Genomic DNA, 19,912 nt, shown 5'->3' with positions numbered 1-19,912 from the left:
GGATTTTAATACATGAACAAGATAAACAAAAACATCATGGCGGCGGCTTTAACAGCGGCAACCATATTTATAACCGGAGGCTGTACCAAGCGAGCTGATCTGTATCCGCAGGCACCTTCAAAATTCACACCCGACGTAACTTATACCTCGCCTGCCGCATTTAAAGCTGCTTTGGCTACGCTGAACGTAAGCGTTAGGTTTGAATATTTCGGCGATTCTGCCCCGTTGCTTACCGAGTCGATTTTTACAGATGCCGCGGTTGAAGGCACCACAGATAAAACCACACCGGCGCAGGATTTGAACGCCCGTATCACCCCTACCGCCAACCTAAACAGCGACGACTATAACAAAATAGGCCGCTATTGGAGCGCCTGGTACCAGGGCATACATGACTGTAACGTAATTTTATCAAGGATAGATAACATCAAATGGCCATCAGATGCCGATAAAAACCTGGTAAAAGCTACCGCCTTATTTCACAGGGCTTACCGTTACTATCGTTTAGTGCATGAGTTTGGCGATGTGCCTCTGTTGCTTAAAGAAGAAACAGCGGTAAACACAGGCTACTTCAGCACACAGCGTATCGTTATCCTGAAGCAAATGAAAACCGACCTGGAATTTGCCGTAGCTAACCTTACCGACGCGAACGCAAAAGGTGATATTTCAAAAGGCGGTGCCGCCCACCTTTTAGCTAAGGTTGACCTTGCCCTTGGTTTATTTGATGATGCTATCGCGGCATGTAACGTTGCTATCAATGGGCCGTATCACCTCATGACCAATCGTTTTGGTATAGTTGCGGGCGATGCCTCTAAAAACATCATCTGGGACCTTCACAGGCCCGAAAACAAAGCATTGGGAACCAATGCCGAGGCTTTGTACGTAGTGCTTGACCGCGAAACCCTTGACGGTGCAACACCAAACGGGTCGCAGGTGATGAGGAACTGTGTGCCGATGTGGCATAACGGTACCATCCTTACCCCAGGAGCGCTTAAGCCAGGTATCTCAGATAAAGTAACCGAAGAATTTCCGCTTACCTTATGGTATGGCCGTGGTATTGGCCGTTTACGCGGTACGCCTTATGCTACCAAATACATCTGGACAGATAATACCGACTTAAGGCACGCGCCGGGAAACTGGATGAACATGACCGATTTGGTTTATAACAGCCCGGCGATCAAAACCTCCGACCCTACCTGGTATGGCAAACATCTGGAACAATATACCGATGCCAACGTAAGCAAACGCTTTTTGAATGGTGCAAAAGATACCATCCGTGCATGGTTTAGCTGGCCGCATTACAAAGTGTTCATCGGCTCAGGACCTATCGCACTTGACAAATGGTGGAGCCCGCCACGCGGTACCAATACCGACTGGTACGTTTTCCGTTTAGCTGAAACTTACCTGTTACGTGCCGAAGCTTACGTATGGAAAGGACAAACAGGTCTTGCTATGGATGACATCAATAAGGTAAGGGCACGTGCCAATGCGCAGCTGTTAACGGATGCAGGCAGTGTTAACATAGGTACAATTCTTGATGAACGCCAGAGAGAACTGTACTGGGAAGAGCCACGTAAAACCGAACTTACACGCATGGCTTATATATTCGCGCAAACAGGTATCCCTGCTTATAATGGCAAAACCTACAATGTGGCTAATTTTTCAACAAGCAATTTTTTCTACGACAGGATCATGGAGAAGAACGACTTTTATAAAAACCCTAACGTTGTAACCAACTCAGGTAACCACTTCACTATTTCACCATACCACGTGCTATGGCCTATCCCGCAGAGCGAGATCGACCTGAACGTAAATGGTCATATTAACCAAAGCAAAGGTTACGCAGGTGCCGAAACCAACATACCAGCACTTGATAAGATAGTTCCATAATTTAGTTGATTGTGTAACATTTGGGCCGGGCATTAGTCAATTGATTAGTGTCCGGTTTTTTGTTTTATGTAGATTTTAAAGAATAAAATAATTAACCGCTGGCGCATTCATGTATTTGTTTTTTTCACATATTTAATCATTATTTAAACCTGACATCAAAAAACATGGGCCTGTTCAATATCCTTCGTAACGAATTTATAGATGTAATAGAGTGGGTTGATACCACTCAGAATACGCTTGTATGGAAATTCCCTCGCCATGACAACGCCATTAAAATGGGAGCAAAACTCATTGTACGCGAGTCGCAGGCCGCTGTTTTCATGAACGAGGGACGCATTGCTGATGTATATACGCCGGGTACCTATGAGCTTCAGACTCAGAACATGCCCCTGTTAACTACCTTAATGAGCTGGAAATATGGTTTTGAAAGCCCGTTTAAGGTTGATATATTTTTTGTGAGCCTGCGCCAGTTCACCAACCAAAAATGGGGAACAAAAAATCCGGTAATGATCCGTGATGCAGAGTTTGGCCCTGTGAGACTAAGGGCATTCGGTTCTTTTAACTTTAAAGTTCAGGACCCGAAGAAATTCATCGCGGAAATCTCTGCCACCAATCCGGATTTTGTTATTGAAGATATTAATGAGCAGTTGCGTAATACCGTTGTATCACGCGGCATGGATGCCGTAGCCGAATCGAAAATAAACGTACTCGACCTGGCAGCCAACTACAACGAAATGGGCAAATTCATCACAGAATCTATCCAGCCCGATTTTGCCGAACTTGGCCTTAACCTGACCAAGCTACTGGTTGAAAATATCTCCCTGCCACCCGAAGTGGAGCAGATACTTGACAAACGCAGCGAAATGGGCATATTGGGCAATCTTGGTGCCTACGCGCAATTCCAGGCTGCCAATGCTATCGAAAAATCTGCAGAGAACACTATAGGTGGCAACCTGGGCGCTGCCGGTATGGGTTTGGGTGTTGGCGCAGCCATGATGGGCCAGGTTGGCAACATCTTTCAGCAAAACCAGGTTACCCCTAATAACACCGGTGACAATGTGCCCCCACCTCCCCCTGCGCCTGCTGTTCAATATCACATTGTAAAAGACGGCAAATCTGACGGGCCACACTCATTCAACGACATCAACGCAATGATTTCCGGCGGAGCGTTAAGCAGGGAGAGTATGATCTGGAAAAAAGGTATGGCTGCATGGGCCGCCGCATCGTCTGTTGAAGAGATTGCAGAACTGTTTAGTAATGTACCTCCGCCGATAGCTTAACCTTCATCCGTTCCTAAATCTATATCTCTGAAATGAACAACGAGGTTAACCCATCGGCCATAAACAATTCATTAAACTGTTCGGGCTGCGGCGCATTGCTTCACTTTAATCCCGGCACCCATAATTTACTGTGCGATTATTGCGGCGTGAGCAATGCTATTGAAGCTGCTCCCGATAGTCGCGACATTTTACCTTACGACTATGAAGAGTTTATTGCCGGTATCGATAGCAATAAACAAGGTGCCGATCTTAAAGTAGTTAATTGCAAAAACTGTGGTTCACAAACTATTCTTGATCAGTTTGTAACTTCAGATAAATGTCCGTTTTGTACAGCTCCACTGGTGCTTGACCTTGAAAGCGGGCAGCAATATGTACTTCCGCATTATATTTTACCCTTTGCCATAACGCAGCAACAGGGTATCGAATTTTTCAAAAAATGGTTGAAAAGCCTTTGGTGGGCGCCTAATGACCTGGCTAAAAAAGTAAGCGATGCTTCATCGGCATTAAAAGGCGTTTACCTCCCCCACTGGACATACGATACCTACACCGTAACCGATTACAGCGGAGAACGGGGAGATTATTATTACACAACAGAAACCTATACCGAAACCGTTAACGGACGCGAAGAAACCAGAACCAGACAGGTACGCCATACCGATTGGTCGTACGCTTCGGGAAGAGTGGAATGCGATTTTAGGGATTTAATGGTACCTGCCAGTAAATCGCTACCCGAAAAAACGCTAAATAAGCTTGGCCCCTGGAATTTTAACATGCTGGTTAAGTTTGATGAACGGTATATGAGCGGTTTCCGTTCCGAGACCTACCAGCTAAACCCAGAACAAGGCTTTGTAAAAGCAGCTAAACAAACCGTTGGAGCCATAGATTCGGCCATAAGGGATGATATCGGTGGCGATGAGCAAAGGATAGATAATACAGATACGCAATACCTCAATAAAGCTATCAAATACCTGATGCTACCGGTTTGGGTAAGTGCTTATAACTACAATAACAAGATCTATCAATTTACGGTTAATGCCAGCACAGGCGAAGTTATTGGTCAGCGGCCGATAAGTGCTATCAAGATCATACTCGCGGTGTTGTTTGTAATAGCGCTGATAATAATTGGTGTGGTATTATATCAGAATGCGCATTCAGCGTAAAAGAACGTTATTGTACTACGCTTAAAGACTTACGAAGTTTTGAAAACTTCGTAAGTCTGGGCTTCATTAAAAAAAGCGTCATTGCGAAGTACGAAGCAATGACGCTTTATGGTCTATCTCGATCCCTTTTATTGAATAACTAATTCAGACCGCACCTTTTTAAGCCGCTGTGGCTTTACAACTGGCTTTTTATTACGCTTTCCCCACCATATATAAAAACCTGTGATAGGTAAGCTGGCAGACACCATCGCCAGGAAAAACGCTACCACCTTACCCGGAATACCCAATATAGCACCCACATGGATATCGTAATTCATACGGCGCAACTTATCGGCAGCACCGGCATCAGCATAGCGGCCTGAATATGGCCCCGATGCTTTAATCGGCTTCAGTGTGTATTGATCAAAATTGTAAATATTGGTTTTATAGTAAGTACCCAAACGCAGGTAGGCTATCACCTCAACCAAATCTGCTTTTTGACGGGGTAAATTAATATAAAAGCCCTCTGGCTTATCTTGTATGGCAATCTGGTTCCATAATTTATCTACCGATGCCATGTTAAAAGAAAGCTTTGTGGTAGTATCTGATACCATGGCGGTTTCTTCGGTTAATGATTTACCACCCGATGTAGCCCAATATATTGATTTACTCACCCACTGAAAACTCCACACCAAACCGGTTAAAGCTATGATAAGCAGCAATAGCATACTGTAGAAACCAAAAACATTATGCAGATCATAATTTACCCGCTTAAAGCTGGCGTTCCATTTTACTTTAAAGCTTTTATCGCGCGTGGCTTTAGTCCACTTTTTGGGCCACCATAATACCAGGCCCGATAGCAAAAGCACTACAAAAATCAGTATGGCTACCCCAATTATCGGTCGGCCAATGGGATATGGCAACCACAAGGCACGGTGCCCGTGCAGTATAAACCTAAAGAAATCAAAATCACCCTTGTTACCCACAAAATCTGTAGTCGTTTTTTTCAATACACGGCCGCTGTAGGGATCAATAAAAACGGTTATCAGCAAACCTGTTTTACGGCTGTAAGAAACCGCCGCGGCAGACTGATCTGGCAGTCCGTAATTTAGCGCGGTAGGTTTCATACCTGGCACAGTTTTAACAGCGATATCTGTCAACGCCGAAGGAGGTAGCATTTTTTTATTTTGCGGCTGTACGTGCGTCCAGGGTTCGGTTACACTACGGATCTCTTTTTCAAAAACATAAATGGCGCCTGTAATACTTACAATCACCACAATAATTCCCGAAAAAAGCCCAAGCCACAGGTGCAGCCACGCCGAGATCCTTTTAAACAGTGAGTCGCCTTTCTTTTTGGGTTTAACGGCTTTGGCCGGAGTAGCAATTTTAAGCATACTGAACTAAAAAAGGCAGGCCGGAATCCCGGCCTGCAGGTGAATAAATATTTTTTTAGAAACGATAGCTGATGCCAAGGCGGTAGTTGCGTCCCGCTTCGGCCTGCCAGTAGTAATAAGTGGCATAAGCCGCGCCGCTGTACAGGTATTTATCAAGCAGGTTATACACGTTGGCGCTTATCTTGATATGATCCTTACCCCAGAACAGACCGCCGTCAAACTTGTAATAATCCGGCAACTGTAGCTGGCCGCTGCTGGCGTTCCAGGTCCATGTGGTACGGTCGCCCTGGTACGTTGCACCCGCGTAAACACCACTGTTTTTCAACGGGCCGCTTTGTATGGTATAAGTTAATGAAGCATTGATGTTATGCTTAGCATATCCCGGAACCTTTGCACCAACAACAGCCGTAGCAGGCAGGTTAGCCGCACCACCTGTTTTTGAGATCTTTGAATCGGTATAAGCATAGTTGGCTACCAATGAAAGGCCGCTGAAGATCTGTCCGCGGGTATCAAACTCAATACCCTGGGTTTTGGTTTGACCAACATCTATCACAAAACCTTCTGAACCTTTGTTATCCGGGTCGGCGGTAAGGGTATTGTTTTTGAGAATGCGATAGGCAGATAATGTAGTGCTCCAGCTGCCGTCAAACCAGTCTCGTTTAATACCGGCTTCCAGGTTGTTACCGGTGATTGGTTTTGGTAGGCTACCATCGCGGATCAGGGCGCTTTGCGGCACAAATGATTGGTCATACAGGCCATAAACGGATGTTTGCCTATCGATATTTACACTTACACCAAAACGGGGTGTAAATTTCTTCTGGTTACGGCCGGCAAGGTAATTGATCTCTTTTACATAAGTATAACGGCCGGCAAGGGTTACACGTAGTACATTATCAAAAAAGCCCAGTTCGTCCTGACCGTACACACCGGTGTAAGATTGACTTGAAAGGTTACCCGCACCGCGCTGTGCAAGAGGTTTCGATCTGTCAAATACTGGTAAACCCAAAGCAGGCTGATTGTAAACCGGGTTATTGATATTAAAAGGTTTAGCATCGCTGTCAATAGCGCCGCCTTGTCCCCAATCGGCAATATATTGCTTGTTGCCCAAGTCAAGGCCACCCAATATCCGGTGACGCACCACGCCGGTTTGTACATCGCCATTTAAAAATACCTGGCCAAATTTCATCACGTTTGATGCATCCCAGATACTAACGCTCCTGATCAGATCGCCATTGGCCTTTACACTGTTTACCCATGCCGAGCTTCCCTGCTGTTGGTAGTTAAAATAACCCAGCTGACCGGTTAATTTCCAGTGTTCATCAATCTGGTGGTTAAGGTAGATAAAGGCGCTGTTATCTTTAATATAAGTTGGGGCTATACCGGGTTCTGTTATGGTAAAATCGCGGGGTTTTATCGCATAGCCCTGGGTTGCAAAAACATAGTACGAACCAAGGTTTGATAATTTGGCGTGCTGATAGGTATACTCAAAGGTAAGTGATGTTTTATCATCAACTTTCCAGGTAAGTACAGGCGCTATGCTGAAACGGTCATTAAACTCGTAATTGCGGAACGAGTTTTTGGTTTGATCCATTAAGTTTAAGCGATAAGATAGGCTACCCGATTTAGTGGCTTTACCATCCAGATCTAAAGTGGCACGATACAGGTCATAGCTGCCCATGGTCATCGTAACCTCGCCGTTAAAATCGCGGCCGGTAGGCTTCTTGGTAACTACGTTATAGATACCGCTTGGCTCACCATTGCTCATCATAAAGCCGGCGGGACCTTTTACGAATTCAATACGATCAACAAAGCTCATATCTTCGCTAAGCGGGCCCCAGTTTGAGGTTACGTTCATACCGTTGCGAAATGCCGCGGCACGGCTACCGCGCATATTTACACGGGTGTACAGATCGCCCCAGTGCTCCAGGCGGGTTGCACCACTCACGTTACGGGTAACGCCGTCACTCATGGAGATCACCTGCTGATCGGATAGGGTTTGTGAAGTAATTACCTGGATGTTTTGAGGGGCCTCCAGCAAAGGTTCATTTAGGCGGATAGAGTTGGAGGGCACATCTGCCTTATAACGGCTTTTAGCGCCGGTGATAGCTACTTCTTTTAATAAGCTGGCATTTTCTTTCAGCATAAAATCAAGCGTTTGGGTACTGCCGGACGCTACAGTTACCGATTGTTCTTCGGGAGCAAGGCCCACGGCAGATACACGGATAGTGTAGCTTCCGGGCTTGATTTTCCCAATGGCATAACGACCATCGGCATCGGTAAGGGCACCATAAGTTGTGTTTTTTAAGGCAACGGTAATGCCGATTGCAGGCTGGCCGTCGGCTGTGGTAACCTTACCTTTTATGCTACCGGTTGCACCATCATCAGCCTTAGCTGCGAAAGTTGAAAAAGACAGGATGATTAAGAGAAAGTAAAAATGTTGAAATAATAGTGAAGTAAAGTTTGACCGTTTACTGCAGAGTAAAACAGATTTCATAATTTTGAGTGAAATGATTAATGGATTAAAAGGATCGGTTAACATTAACCCGATGTAAAGTTTGGCGACGGAGCATCGGGATTTTTGTTTTTATAAGAACCTTCAAGGGGGTGCGTTGATGTTCATTGCTAACAGGATTTAGTGCAAAGAAACAACTTATTTAGAATCAGTCCAAATAAAATTAAGGTTACTACTGGTATTAATCAGATTTACAAAGCCTTATGAACAATTTTACTGACGTGACTTTCATCTGTTAATCCAAACTCGGCGGCTATTTGTTTAAGATTATACCTACCACTGGCAATTCGCTGTTTAATTAATTCATTGCGATAATCGCGGATGTAATCGCGTAGCGTAACACCAGTATTCCTTTTAAAATAAGGCCCCATATATTCGCCGGCGATATTGAAGCTGGCAGCCATCACCGGCAGTTTAAGCAACCTGGGTTCGTAAATGTGTTTATGAATATAGCAAAAGATGGCCTGCATATCTTTACTGCCGTTAGCGGGCTTCTTTAACTCAGGCATATTTCTTTGCAACACAGCCGATAACGCAATGATCTGCATCCAAATAAGCTGCTCATTTAAAAACATATCATGCTTTAAAGAAACTATTACATTAAAGATCATCTCAATAGTGTGCCTGTCAGCGTTATTTAATGCAAAGCCTGATAAATGTGTTTCTCTGCTTTTAATCAGATATTCAAGGTTTTGGGCACCATTGCTGGTCTTGTTGCCCGCCTGATGAATATACAGATCGGTAAATTTCAGGTAGATAAACCGGGTGGTCTCTTCTATCTCAAAATAATGAGATTCTTCCGGCCCCAGTAAAAACACATCCCCGGCATTGTAACTAACAGATAACCTGTTTATGATGTGCGAACCTGTCCCTTTTTTGATATAGATCAATTCATAATGGTTATGATTATGTTCGGGGTGAGACCATTTTCCCGTTTCAAAATCAGAAATCAGCACAGGTTCAAATTGCCGGTAACGTTCCATAGCGGAAATATACCATATTATCACAGATAATTACAATTTTGGCTTGTAGCTTTTACCCAATTTTGATCAACAAATATTTGTTATCAAACAAAAAAAAATGGAAACTATAAAAAACACAGCTCTTGTTGTTGGCGCCAACGGGGTGATAGGCAGTAATTTGATAAATTACCTTGCAGGACTTAACAATTGGAACATTATCGCATTATCCCGCCGTGGCGGATCAAACAACGGGAATATCCGCTACGTAGCAGTGGATTTGCTGGATGAAAACGACTATAAGCAAAAACTCAGTGTATTAACTGACGTTACACACATATTTTACGCTGCTTATCAAGACAGACCCACGTGGGCCGGACTGGTACAACCCAACCTTGCAATGCTGATGAATGTTGTTTTAGCAATTGAGCCCATTGCCTACAATTTGCAGCACATCAGTCTTATGCAAGGATACAAAGTATATGGCGCGCACCATGGCCCATTCAAAACACCTGCAAAGGAAAGTGATGCTGGGCATATGCCGCCCGAATTTAATGTAGATCAGCAAATTTTCCTGGAAAAACAGCAGCAAGGTAAAAAATGGTCGTGGTCGGCCATTCGCCCATCAGTGGTCGGCGGTACGGCTATAGGTAACCCTATGAACCTGGCCCTGGTGATTGCGCTATACGCGACAATTTCAAAAGAACTTGGCCTACCTCTTCGTTTTCCGGGTAAACCGGGCGCTTATGATAAACTGTTGGAAATAACAGATGCCACCTTATTGGCTAAGGCTACTGTATGGGCGGCCACTACTCAGGCTGCAGTAAACCAGGCTTTTAATATTAACAATGGTGATTTATTTAGATGGACCGAGCTTTGGCCTAAAATTGCGGCTTACTTTAAAATGGAAACAGCACCGCCGCTTCAAATGCCACTGCAAACTGTTATGGCCGATAAAGAACCACAATGGGAAGCTATCCGGGAAAAATACAACCTTGCGCCACATAGTTACCGCCAGCTATCATCATGGGCGTTCGGCGATTTTGTATTTTCATGGGATTACGATTTTTTTGCCGATGGCAGCAAGGCAAGGCGCATGGGCTTTCATGAATTTATTGATACCGAACAAATGTTCTATGACCTGTTTAATGAACTCCGGGTAAAAAAGATTATACCCTGAACCATCATGCCCCGGTATTTCAAAGAAATAGTTTCTGCCAGAGCAATAGCATGCTATAAGAGTTAAAAAAATGAAAATAAATTTGCGTAACCCACAAGTTACATATAAATTTGAGTAACTTAAAAGTTACCTATTATGGCAAAAATCATTCAACACCAATTATTCTACCCTCACCCACCCGAGGTGGTTTGGGAGTACATTACAAACCAGGAGCTGATAAGCCAGTGGCTAATGCCCGGCGATCTGAAGCCTATATTAGGCCATGAATTTCAATTGAGGGCCAAACCCATGCCTGAAATGGATTTTGACGGAATTTTTTATTGCAAGATCCTGGAAGTTATCCCACACAAAAAACTTTCGTATTCATGGAAATTTGGCCCCGGCAATGGCGAACTGTGCGACTCGACAGTGAACTGGACGCTTATTGAAAAAGATAATGGTACCGAACTTTTGCTGGTACACCGTGACTTTGCCGGCGCTGTAAGTCCGTTGATACTTACATCGATGGAAAAAGGCTGGTTAAGCAATATGCATAAAATACTGAATGCTATAAACGCTGAAAAAGATGGAGCAGCACAGGCTTGATGTATTCCAGGTAATTGCCGACCCGAGCAGGCGACAAATACTGCACCTGCTTTCGAAAGACAGCAGCACGATTAATTCGCTGGCCGAAAATTTTGATATGAGCCGCCCCGCGGTTTCAAAGCATATCAAAGTGCTTTACCATGCCGGCTTTATTGAAATTCAGGACATTGGCCGGGAAAGACATTGCATTTTAAAACAGGATGGCTTTAAAGAACTTAATGAGTGGCTTGCTTACTATGATAAGTTCTGGGGCGATAAACTGGATAAGCTGGGAGCATTAATGAACGATAATTTAAATAAGAAATGAAAGATCAGGATTTAACTGTAACTATAGCGGTAGACAAATCGCCTAAAGAGGCATTTGACGCTATCAATAACGTTCGCGGATGGTGGTCGGAAGAAGTTAAAGGCGGTACGGAAAACCTCAACGATGAGTTTACCTATAAAGCCCGTGACCTCCATCGCTGCACCATGAAGCTCATAGAAGTTGTCCCCAACCAAAAAGTAGTTTGGCTTGTGCTGGACAACTATTTCAGCTTCACCAAAGATCAAACTGAATGGAAAGGCACAAAAGTAATTTTTGAAATTTCTGAAAAGGACGGCAAAACGCAAATCCAATTCACACATCAGGGTTTAGTTCCTCAACATGAGTGCTATGAGGTTTGTTCAAACGCCTGGACAGGTTACATCACAGGCAGCCTGTATAACCTGATCACCACCGGCAAGGGCGAACCCAATCCGAAAGAACGTTAGTTATTATACCGGATAATCCAGACTTCCGAAGTTTTAAAAACTTCGGAAGTCTTCTTATGGGCGATTGATCAGAAACGGCACCTGTATTTACCCGGTCAATTCATTTATATGTTATCTTTAGATAAAACATATAACATGAAAAAGTTTCTGCTCCTCGGGCTGTTTTGCGTGGCCTTTTTACTGGGCTATAGTTTCAATCGTTTAACCAATCCCGTAAACAAAGGCCCGCGGGTAACGGGCCTCGGCGGCATTTTCTTTAAGGCCAAAGATCCCAAGGCTTTAGAAGCATGGTACAGTAAGAACCTCGGAATCCGGGTTGGCGATTACGGTGCAAATTTTGAGTGGCACCAGGGCATGGACAGCACAAAAAAGGGATTTACCGTATGGGCGCCATTTAAAGAAACCACCAAATACTTTCAGCCTTCCGAAAAGCAATTCATGATCAATTACCGTGTTGAAGGCTTAACCCAGCTTTTAGCCCAAATGAAATCGGCAGGTATCCTACCGACCGACACCGTAGAAAAAACAAGCTATGGTGATTTTGTACACCTGATGGACCCCGAGGGCAATAAAATTGAACTATGGGAACCCAATGATGTAGGGTATGCAAAAATGGGTTCTAACACCACCAAATAAAACCCGCCAAACACTACCATGAAAAACCTGTTCAAAACCACCTGGCTTTGCCTGCCCATATTGTTCATAACAGTTAACACCTCCATAGCATCGACATCTGTACTTAACACCGAGGTATGCATTTATGGCGGGACTTCTGCTGGAGTTATAGCCGCTTATACCGCTAAAAAGATGGGGAAACAAGTGCTGCTGATTGAGCCAGGGCTACACCTGGGCGGAATGTCGAGCGGTGGCCTAGGCTTTACCGATATTGGGAACAAGTACGTAGTGACTGGCCTCGCGCGCGATTTTTATCGCCGGATTGGGGCCAATTACGGCAGGTTTGAGCAATGGATATTTGAGCCTAAAGTGGCCGAAAAGATCTTTGATGATTATGTAAACCGCGCCGGTTTCAAAGTTTTAAAAAGCACCCGTATCGTATCGGCACAAAAACAAGGCAGTAAGATCATTAGTATTACCACCGAAGACTCCGAACATCCCGGCAAAATATCCTACCGAACCATTAAAGCAACTATGTTTATCGACTGCTCTTATGAGGGCGACCTGATGGCAAGGGCCGGTGTATCTTATTCTGCCGGTCGCGAGGCCAATAGTGAGTATAACGAAACCATCGACGGCGTTCAGGTGATGGATGGTCATCAGATGCCAGATGGAATTGATCCCTATAAAATACCAGGCGATACTAACAGTGGTCTGTTATGGGGCATCAACCAAGGTAATGTTCGACCTAATGGCAGCGGTGATAAAAAAATCCAGGCCTATAACTATCGTATAACCTTAACTAACGTTCCCGAAAACAGAATTCCCATAACCAGGCCGGACAATTATACCCCCGAACGGTACGAGCTGCTGAAGCGGTTAAAGCAATTGAAACCCTGGAAATCATTTACCGATATTCTCTTTTTGAGCAACATGCCTAACGGAAAAACAGATATCAATAATCTGGGCGGTTTTTCTACCGATATGATCGGGATGAACTGGGATTATCCTGATGCTGACTATGCTAAACGTGCGCAGATCATCAAAGCACATGAGGATTACACCAAGGGCTTGCTCTATTTTGTTAGCCATGATACTTCTGTGCCTGAACAGGTGAGGGAGCAAATGCTGCAATGGGGCTATCCTAAAGATGAGTTTACAGACCATCAGCACTTTAGTCCTCAACTTTACATTCGCGAGGCCCGCCGAATGAAGGGAGAACTGATCATGACCCAACATCATTGCCAAGGCCAGGAAACCGTAACAGACGGCGTGGGCATGGCCGCCTATACTATGGATTCGCACAATTGCGACCGCCAGGTTATCAACGGCATGGCAAAAAATGAAGGCAACGTAGAAGTAGGTGGCTTTGGCCCCTACCCGGTATCTTACCGTGCTATTACCCCTAAAAAGGCGGAGGCTACTAACCTCCTGGTACCGGTTTGCCTGTCAGCAACCCATATCGCATATGGTTCTATTCGCATGGAACCCGTTTTCATGGTACTCGGGCAATCGGCCGCGGTTGCCGCTTGCATAGCTATAGATAAAGGTACAACTGTACAACAGGTTGATGTAGCGTTGATCCGTCAACAACTGCGTGATAACCCGCTTGCCGATGGCAGCATACCCGAAGTTTTGGTTGATAATGATGACACCGCGCACTGCCGGATTACAGGCAACTGGCAAAAAGAAAAATCAGGAGGCTATGGCCCTTCATATTTGCTCGATACCCTGAATTCCGGCGAAGGCAAATCGATAAAATACCTGCCGGAAATAAAGGCGAGTGGAAGCTACAGCGTTTATGCCTATTTCCCAAAAGTCAAGAAAGCGTCGACTAAAACGATGATTAAGATTTTTGATGGTAAACAACTGAATGAAAAAACGATCAACGCGGCATCTCTTGAAGTTGCCGGGCAAACCTCGGGCGAGTGGATTGTGCTGGGCAGCTTTCCTTTATCCAAAGGGCAACAACCATATGTAGAAATCAGCACCAGGTATGCCGACGGAGCTACAGCCGCGGATGCCATTCTGTTTGTGCCGCAAAAAAAGCTTTAGTTAGCTGACAACAACTTGTCCTCAAAAACAAAAAAGCACCCAGATCATACATATGTAGTCCGGGTGCAGTTTTCAGGCCTTTTCCTTACGGATAGCGCTTTTTATTATTTACCGGCAGTTGCTTCCGGAAGCAATTGCATACGGATATAGTTTTTGCCGCTCAGGTATTTTTGCGCGGTGGCTTTTACGCTTTCTATAGTTACACTATTTAAATCCTTAACATAGGTATCTAACTGGTGTAGGTCTTCCTTGTCGTTAATCTGCCCGCCAATATAACCCAACCAGAAGCCGTTGGTACGTACCGCCGTTTCGCGGCTACGGATACTCTCAGCACGCCATTTATCAATGTTTACCTGTGCAGGGCCATTGGTTTTGATCTTGTTTATCTCATCCAGTGTTGAGGCTACCAGCTTGTCGGCATTTTTAGGATCGCAACCGAAGTAAACGAATATTGAATAACGTTGCGTAGGGAACTTGCTGTTATTGGCAAACGCTCCCGGCGAATAAACGCCGCTTTCATCTTCCCTTAAACGCTCAATCAGCCTGATCTCTAAACACTCTTTCAAAGCATCCAGCTGGATCTTTTCGGCAGCACTGTATTCAAACTGGCCAGACCAGATCAAATCAACAGAAGCTTTAGGTTCCGAACCTTTGTATACGTTTTTAGCTATCTGCCCTTCCGGGATGTGGATACCTAAATCTTTAGCCTGTTCGCCCAGGTTTTTGGCCGGTAACGAGGCTATGTATTTTTCAAGCAGCGGTTTAATTTTTTCAATGTCGATATTACCAACAAAGGTGAAGGTCATGCCCGATGCATCGGCAAAACGCTCTTTATAAATAGCATATTCCCGGTCAAGGTCAATCTGATCGATCTTGGCAATACTCGGACCGGTACGGCGAACGTTGTGATTACCCAGTACCGCGCTTAAAGTATCCTGGAACACCGCATTAGGATCGTTCAACCTGTTGGCAAGCCCGGCTTTTGAGCTGGTGATAATACCCTGAAAAAGATCGGCATCTTTACGTGGCTCGGTTAAGTATCCGTAAATAAGCTCAAAGGCCGTTTCCAGGTCTTTAGGGGTTGAGCTTCCGCTAACGCCTTGTGTACGCTCGCTAATGTACGGGCTAACGCTTAGCTGCTTACCCGAAAGGTATTTCTCTAATTGTGTAGGATTATAATTACCTACGCCAAATGATTCCACCATCCCCGACGCGTTTTTAGCCGACTCAAAATCAGCATCGCTGTAAAGCGATGTACCACCCGGTGCAGAAGCACTGAACAAGATCTCGTTATCTTTAAAGTCGGTTGGTTTTAATACTACCTTGATACCATTGCTTAGCGTAAGGGTTGTTGTGCCCAGTGCGGCATCTTTGGTTTCGGCTGTGATTTTGCCGGCTACAGGCGCATTGGCTAACAACGCTTGTTTGCTAACCTCATCGTTATAAGGTTTCAGATCTTCTGCTTCAACATCCTTTATCCAGGTGTTAACCACTGTTTCTGATGGCAGAGTGGCTTTATCCTTTTCAGGCGCAAGCAGCATCACATCACGATTGCTGTTTTTGATAGATGTTTTGGTAACAGCATTCACCTCGCTTAACGCAATACCAGGCAGGTCATTTTTTACCAGGTCATACTCGTAGCTGATACCCGGAGCTGCAGTACCCTTTAAAAAGTATTGCAGGTATTCGTTCACGTAGCTATCGGAATTGGTTTTGTTTTTCTCTTTCAGCGCCGATTCCATATCGCTCAGGAAGCTTTGTTTGGCACGGTCAAGTTCGGTTTGGGTAAAGCCAAAACGTTTAATCCTTTCTGTTTCGCGCCAGGCAGTTTTGAAGCCTTTTTCAAGCTCACCAGGTTTAGCTACAGCGTATACGCTATAGGTATCTAATCCGCCTAAAAAGCCGCTCAGGTCGGCACCACCCTGTAAATATGGCGGATTAGCCTGACGCATGATCTCAGCATAACGGGCGCCAGACATCCTGTTGAATAAACCACGGATAATGCTTTGACGGTATTGAGAAGCGGTATGCAGATCAAGCGCCGGTTGTTTCATGAACACCTGCGCTACAGTAACCGTCATCTCCTTATCGGTAATGGCAATAAACTGATTTTGCCCGGTCAACGGCACTGTATATTTAGTACGAGGCTTTTCAGGAGACGGTTTCTTCAGGTCGCTAAACTTGGCCTTAACGATTTTCTCCATCTCATTAACATCGATATCACCTACTACTATTAAGGCCTGCAAATCCGGACGGTACCAATCGTGGTAAAAACGTTTGATGGTTTCTGGTTTAAAGTTATTCAGCACTTCATCCGTACCGATAGGCAGGCGCAGTGAATAACGTGAGTGGTTAAGGATTATCGGCAGGTAAGCCCTTTGCATGCGTTCCTGTGCGCCTTTACCAAGACGTTTTTCTTCCAGCACAACACCGCGTTCTTTATCAATCTCAGTCGGATCTAAGGTAGCATCCTGGGCCCAGTCGCGCATAATCTGGATGCCGTTTTTCAGGATCTCAGGATTATCAGACGGGATAGGCAATTGATATACCGTTTCATCAAATGAGGTATAAGCATTTAAATCGGCTCCGAAACGTACGCCAGATTTTTGCAGGTAACTCACCAGCTCATTTTTAGGAAAATGTTTGGTGCCGTTAAAGCTCATGTGCTCCATAAAGTGAGCAAGGCCGCGCTGGCTGTCATCTTCCAATACCGAACCAATTTTGTTGGCCAGGTAAAAGGTAACACGTTTTTTGGGTTCTTCGTTATGGCGTATATAGTAGGTAAAACCGTTGGGCAGTTTGCCTGTACGCACTGCCGGGTCAAGAGGCAGGTTCTTTTCGGCTGCGGCCTTTGTTATTTTAGGTTTGCTTACCTGCGCCCATGTAGGAGCTGCCTGAAACGACCAACTGAGGGCAAGGCCCACGCTGGCCAGTAAAATAGTACTTTTTATGCTTTTCATATTTTGTTTATCGGATTAGGATTCAGCGCTAATTTAAAAAAGAGCCGGTATTAAAACCGGCTCTCCGGAAAATTAAACTAACTAAACTGATGAAAACGCCCGAAAGCTTCTTTAAAGGTTGCTAAACGCAATCCTGTTAATGTCTTTTATTTATTAAATGTATCTTTCAGATACCCGTCCATATCGGCAGCAGCCGGGTTAACCAGTATCACCTTCCCTCCGGCATCAAGCATAATAGCAAATGGTACAGACTGGATCCCTAAGGCCGCCATCATTATTGATGCGTCTTTACCTTCCTCGTACCTATCAATTCCCTGCTGCCACGGCATAGCTTCTTTAAGCATCGCGTTTTTCCAGGCTTTGCTGTTCTGATCTATCGAAATGCTAAGTATCTCAAATCCTTTAGCGTGGTACTGTTTATATAACTCTTTAAGGTGCGGAATAGCGGCCCGGCAGGGCATACACCACGACGCCCAGAAATCAACAAGTACCACTTTGCCTTTAACCGATGACAATTTGATGGTTTTACCACCTGCAGTTTGTAACTCAAAAACCGGCAATGGTTTTCCAACAGTCAGATTTTGACTGGCGGCAACCGTATCCCGTTTTGATGATGAAGCTTTTCCATCTGCCTTCCATCCTGTGCTTAAGGCAAGTGCTACCGGTGTTACCAGCATCAACCTTTTAAAATTTATTTTCATAGGGCCGGATTATAAAACCTGTATTTCAATTATTTTTCTTTTTGGCGGGAAACATTTGTTGTTATCACAAACCTGGTAGTAAAGGCCGCATTTGATCACCATTCCGGGCTTTAGTGAGGCCGCGCTTATTTCCGTTTTAAAAGTTGCCTTGTCTTCCCACACAAACATGCCTTCGCCACCGGTAAATGGTACCCCGGCTGATGTTTGCCATTCGGTGCTGGTTATGCCTTTGGGCAACTCAATAATAGGTTGCGTGGTAATAAAAGGGCTGTCTCTGGGCACATACGCGTAAATATGCCAGCCTTGTAAAATATCGGCTTTAACAACCACCTGTTTTTTTCCGTTTGCTTCGTCAACCAATGTGGCGCTCACTACCACCGGGTCGGTACGGGTTGGTATTGTTGCCGCGTTTGCAGTTTTAATGTCGCCGGTTGATGCCGGTACAACTGCCGCTGTTTCAGCTTTATAAGTATTCACCATGAATTTGAAACCACCCGATTCGGTGTAATAAAGGTTCGCTTTGTTCCTGGTCAACCAGTCGCGCCACTCTTTAGCCGACGTGAATTTTTCGATGGTATACCTTTCCAGTATCCTTTGCGCCAGGGCAGGCTCCTCTCCTTTCTCAAGCATTTTGATACATTTCTCCAGCAGCTCAACTTTACGGTTGGAGATACCCAGTTTTTTGGCATCCTCATCAACCTGTAGTGAGTAAGCATCAAGCGGGTAAAAGTATTCGAGGTTGGCAAGGTAGTACTTATGATAAGCTGAGGTATTGGTACCAAACATATCATACATACCACTACCAGCCCAGCTTTTAAGGTAATCGTCAAAGCTTTGTGTATCATCGGTAACCGGCATTTTCAAAAACATCTCGTTTCCACGGCCAATATCTTCGCCTTTGGCTTTGCGGTCTTTAAGTTCCTGCTGCATTTTCAGCAAACGGGCGTTACCCTCTTTTCGGGCAATCAGCGCTTTTTCATACAAATCCTTATCTGTGCGATAGATCATTTCGTTAACCCATTCACGGTTCTCGATCTGCACTTTTTTCATGATAGGTTTCCGGTGATCAAACTTTTTGATGTAGCAAACAGTATTCACCAATACATCCTTAGCTTCATCAGTCATGTGATTGGGCGAACCCGAAAATCCCCACATAAAATAATTACCCTGACGCCCCAATGCTACAGCTTCGGCATTTTTAAGACAAACGCCACCACTTATCGCTTCCGCATCGGGCGAATCATTGAAGCCCTCGCCGTGGGCTACCATGCCGATAATGTATTTATCCTTAGCAGCCGGATCTTCTTTGATCACCTTCCACATTGGCAGTTCCTTTGGCGTTGTGGCTCCCTGGAAACCGTTAAAAAAAGAACCCGGTGTGGGCCTGTTAACCAAAGTCAAATTCACCTTTATAGGTGTATTAAATATAGCATGGCTGGTTTTAATGTTCAGCGCGTCATCCTCCAGACACTGGCAATACCAATCGAATTTCAGGCCAATAGGCAAGCCTACGTTTGGGGCCATTTCATGCATCAGAACTATAGGACGATCAAAACCGGCAGGCAATTTTACTGGCCCGGCATCAAGAATGGTAACATCTACCTTCTCCGACATCGTGGCATCATAATCCCTTACATCCACAACATCAGCCTTTTCAAATCTTTGCTCTAAAAATGCCTTAAAATCGGCCATGCGGGTTTTCCATGCTTCATCAATGGCACCGGTAGCCGTACTGTAATAATTTACATGCTCCGGCTTGGGTTTTGCAGGGTCATAGCCTACATATAACACATGGAGGGCTATTTTACCTGCTCCATGTTTTATTGCATTAGCAAATGTGGCCGCGCCAAACACAAGGCAAAGCAGCAAAGCCAAACTGATCTTTTTCATAT

At 44.8% G+C, this 19,912-nt stretch carries 15 protein-coding genes; 9 read left to right on the top strand and 6 right to left on the bottom strand.

All coding sequences use genetic code 11. From position 1 onward, the window contains the following. The first annotated feature begins 12 nt into the window (after nt 1–12). The 3 genes from EAH55_RS10565 (at nt 13) to EAH55_RS10555 (ending at nt 4,327) form a co-directional block, all read left to right on the top strand. On the top strand, nt 13–1,887 hold the full coding sequence (locus EAH55_RS10565; RefSeq protein ID WP_121809590.1) for a RagB/SusD family nutrient uptake outer membrane protein: 1,875 nt from the start codon (nt 13–15) through the stop codon (nt 1,885–1,887). Between the two features lie 164 nt (nt 1,888–2,051). Further along, nucleotides 2,052–3,167, top strand: coding sequence for an SPFH domain-containing protein (locus tag EAH55_RS10560; protein WP_121809589.1), 1,116 nt, complete (start codon nt 2,052–2,054; stop codon nt 3,165–3,167). A 32-nt stretch (nt 3,168–3,199) separates the two neighbouring features. Next, nucleotides 3,200–4,327: a zinc finger domain-containing protein gene (locus tag EAH55_RS10555; RefSeq protein ID WP_121809588.1), complete on the top strand. Its 1,128-nt coding sequence runs from the start codon at nt 3,200–3,202 to the stop codon at nt 4,325–4,327. Nucleotides 4,328–4,455: 128 nt separating this feature from the next. Here EAH55_RS10555 and EAH55_RS10550 read toward each other — a convergent pair whose 3' ends face one another. From EAH55_RS10550 to EAH55_RS10540, 3 genes are all read right to left on the bottom strand, one after another. Beyond that, the gene (locus EAH55_RS10550) at nt 4,456–5,700 is read right to left on the bottom strand and encodes a PepSY-associated TM helix domain-containing protein (protein WP_121809587.1); all 1,245 of its coding nucleotides are present in this window, start codon (nt 5,698–5,700) and stop codon (nt 4,456–4,458) included. 55 nt (nt 5,701–5,755) lie between these two features. Further along, on the bottom strand, nt 5,756–8,194 hold the full coding sequence (locus EAH55_RS10545) for a TonB-dependent receptor (RefSeq protein ID WP_121810039.1): 2,439 nt from the start codon (nt 8,192–8,194) through the stop codon (nt 5,756–5,758). Between the two features lie 209 nt (nt 8,195–8,403). Then, nucleotides 8,404–9,195, bottom strand: coding sequence for an AraC family transcriptional regulator (locus EAH55_RS10540; RefSeq protein ID WP_121809586.1), 792 nt, complete (start codon nt 9,193–9,195; stop codon nt 8,404–8,406). A gap of 97 nt (nt 9,196–9,292) precedes the next feature. On the opposite strand from EAH55_RS10540, the gene EAH55_RS10535 reads away from it, so the two are divergent. From EAH55_RS10535 to EAH55_RS10510, 6 genes are all read left to right on the top strand, one after another. Next, nucleotides 9,293–10,351 (top strand): SDR family oxidoreductase, encoded by a 1,059-nt coding sequence (locus EAH55_RS10535; RefSeq protein WP_121809585.1) that lies wholly within the window; start codon nt 9,293–9,295, stop codon nt 10,349–10,351. Between the two features lie 135 nt (nt 10,352–10,486). Continuing rightward, entirely contained in the window at nt 10,487–10,936 is a 450-nt protein-coding gene (locus tag EAH55_RS10530; protein ID WP_121809584.1) for an SRPBCC family protein, read from the top strand. Continuing rightward, complete coding sequence (locus tag EAH55_RS10525; RefSeq protein ID WP_114936969.1) at nt 10,917–11,243, top strand: ArsR/SmtB family transcription factor; 327 nt, start codon at nt 10,917–10,919, stop codon at nt 11,241–11,243. The genes EAH55_RS10530 and EAH55_RS10525 overlap by 20 nt, the downstream gene beginning before the upstream one ends. Further along, nucleotides 11,240–11,689 carry an SRPBCC family protein gene (locus tag EAH55_RS10520; protein WP_121809583.1) on the top strand — a complete coding sequence of 150 codons (450 nt, stop codon included), beginning with the start codon at nt 11,240–11,242 and terminating at the stop codon, nt 11,687–11,689. The genes EAH55_RS10525 and EAH55_RS10520 overlap by 4 nt, the downstream gene beginning before the upstream one ends. A gap of 135 nt (nt 11,690–11,824) precedes the next feature. Further along, nucleotides 11,825–12,325: a VOC family protein gene (locus tag EAH55_RS10515; protein ID WP_121810038.1), complete on the top strand. Its 501-nt coding sequence runs from the start codon at nt 11,825–11,827 to the stop codon at nt 12,323–12,325. An 18-nt stretch (nt 12,326–12,343) separates the two neighbouring features. After that, nucleotides 12,344–14,359 carry an FAD-dependent oxidoreductase gene (locus EAH55_RS10510; protein ID WP_121809582.1) on the top strand — a complete coding sequence of 672 codons (2,016 nt, stop codon included), beginning with the start codon at nt 12,344–12,346 and terminating at the stop codon, nt 14,357–14,359. Nucleotides 14,360–14,463: 104 nt separating this feature from the next. Here EAH55_RS10510 and EAH55_RS10505 read toward each other — a convergent pair whose 3' ends face one another. From EAH55_RS10505 to EAH55_RS10495, 3 genes are all read right to left on the bottom strand, one after another. Beyond that, complete coding sequence (locus EAH55_RS10505) at nt 14,464–17,319, bottom strand: M16 family metallopeptidase (RefSeq protein ID WP_121809581.1); 2,856 nt, start codon at nt 17,317–17,319, stop codon at nt 14,464–14,466. A gap of 146 nt (nt 17,320–17,465) precedes the next feature. Next, nucleotides 17,466–18,020 (bottom strand): TlpA family protein disulfide reductase, encoded by a 555-nt coding sequence (locus EAH55_RS10500; RefSeq protein WP_121809580.1) that lies wholly within the window; start codon nt 18,018–18,020, stop codon nt 17,466–17,468. A gap of 9 nt (nt 18,021–18,029) precedes the next feature. Beyond that, nucleotides 18,030–19,910: a protein-disulfide reductase DsbD domain-containing protein gene (locus EAH55_RS10495; protein ID WP_121809579.1), complete on the bottom strand. Its 1,881-nt coding sequence runs from the start codon at nt 19,908–19,910 to the stop codon at nt 18,030–18,032. Nucleotides 19,911–19,912 lie beyond the last annotated feature (2 nt).

Source organism: Mucilaginibacter kameinonensis, assembly GCF_003675385.1.
Classification (GTDB): domain Bacteria; phylum Bacteroidota; class Bacteroidia; order Sphingobacteriales; family Sphingobacteriaceae; genus Mucilaginibacter; species Mucilaginibacter kameinonensis.
The sequence above is the reverse complement of the archived record's forward strand: the minus strand, read 5'-3'. Positions and strand labels throughout refer to the sequence as shown.

Coding starts and splice junctions, on each gene's coding strand:
- EAH55_RS10500 (WP_121809580.1), bottom strand. CDS start 18,020: ATGAAAATAAATTTTAAAAGGTTGATGCTGGTAACACCGGTAGCACTT.
- EAH55_RS10495 (WP_121809579.1), bottom strand. CDS start 19,910: ATGAAAAAGATCAGTTTGGCTTTGCTGCTTTGCCTTGTGTTTGGCGCG.
- EAH55_RS10550 (WP_121809587.1), bottom strand. CDS start 5,700: ATGCTTAAAATTGCTACTCCGGCCAAAGCCGTTAAACCCAAAAAGAAA.
- EAH55_RS10510 (WP_121809582.1), top strand. CDS start 12,344: ATGAAAAACCTGTTCAAAACCACCTGGCTTTGCCTGCCCATATTGTTC.
- EAH55_RS10525 (WP_114936969.1), top strand. CDS start 10,917: ATGGAGCAGCACAGGCTTGATGTATTCCAGGTAATTGCCGACCCGAGC.
- EAH55_RS10505 (WP_121809581.1), bottom strand. CDS start 17,319: ATGAAAAGCATAAAAAGTACTATTTTACTGGCCAGCGTGGGCCTTGCC.
- EAH55_RS10535 (WP_121809585.1), top strand. CDS start 9,293: ATGGAAACTATAAAAAACACAGCTCTTGTTGTTGGCGCCAACGGGGTG.
- EAH55_RS10545 (WP_121810039.1), bottom strand. CDS start 8,194: ATGAAATCTGTTTTACTCTGCAGTAAACGGTCAAACTTTACTTCACTA.
- EAH55_RS10555 (WP_121809588.1), top strand. CDS start 3,200: ATGAACAACGAGGTTAACCCATCGGCCATAAACAATTCATTAAACTGT.
- EAH55_RS10530 (WP_121809584.1), top strand. CDS start 10,487: ATGGCAAAAATCATTCAACACCAATTATTCTACCCTCACCCACCCGAG.
- EAH55_RS10540 (WP_121809586.1), bottom strand. CDS start 9,195: ATGGAACGTTACCGGCAATTTGAACCTGTGCTGATTTCTGATTTTGAA.
- EAH55_RS10520 (WP_121809583.1), top strand. CDS start 11,240: ATGAAAGATCAGGATTTAACTGTAACTATAGCGGTAGACAAATCGCCT.
- EAH55_RS10515 (WP_121810038.1), top strand. CDS start 11,825: ATGAAAAAGTTTCTGCTCCTCGGGCTGTTTTGCGTGGCCTTTTTACTG.
- EAH55_RS10560 (WP_121809589.1), top strand. CDS start 2,052: ATGGGCCTGTTCAATATCCTTCGTAACGAATTTATAGATGTAATAGAG.
- EAH55_RS10565 (WP_121809590.1), top strand. CDS start 13: ATGAACAAGATAAACAAAAACATCATGGCGGCGGCTTTAACAGCGGCA.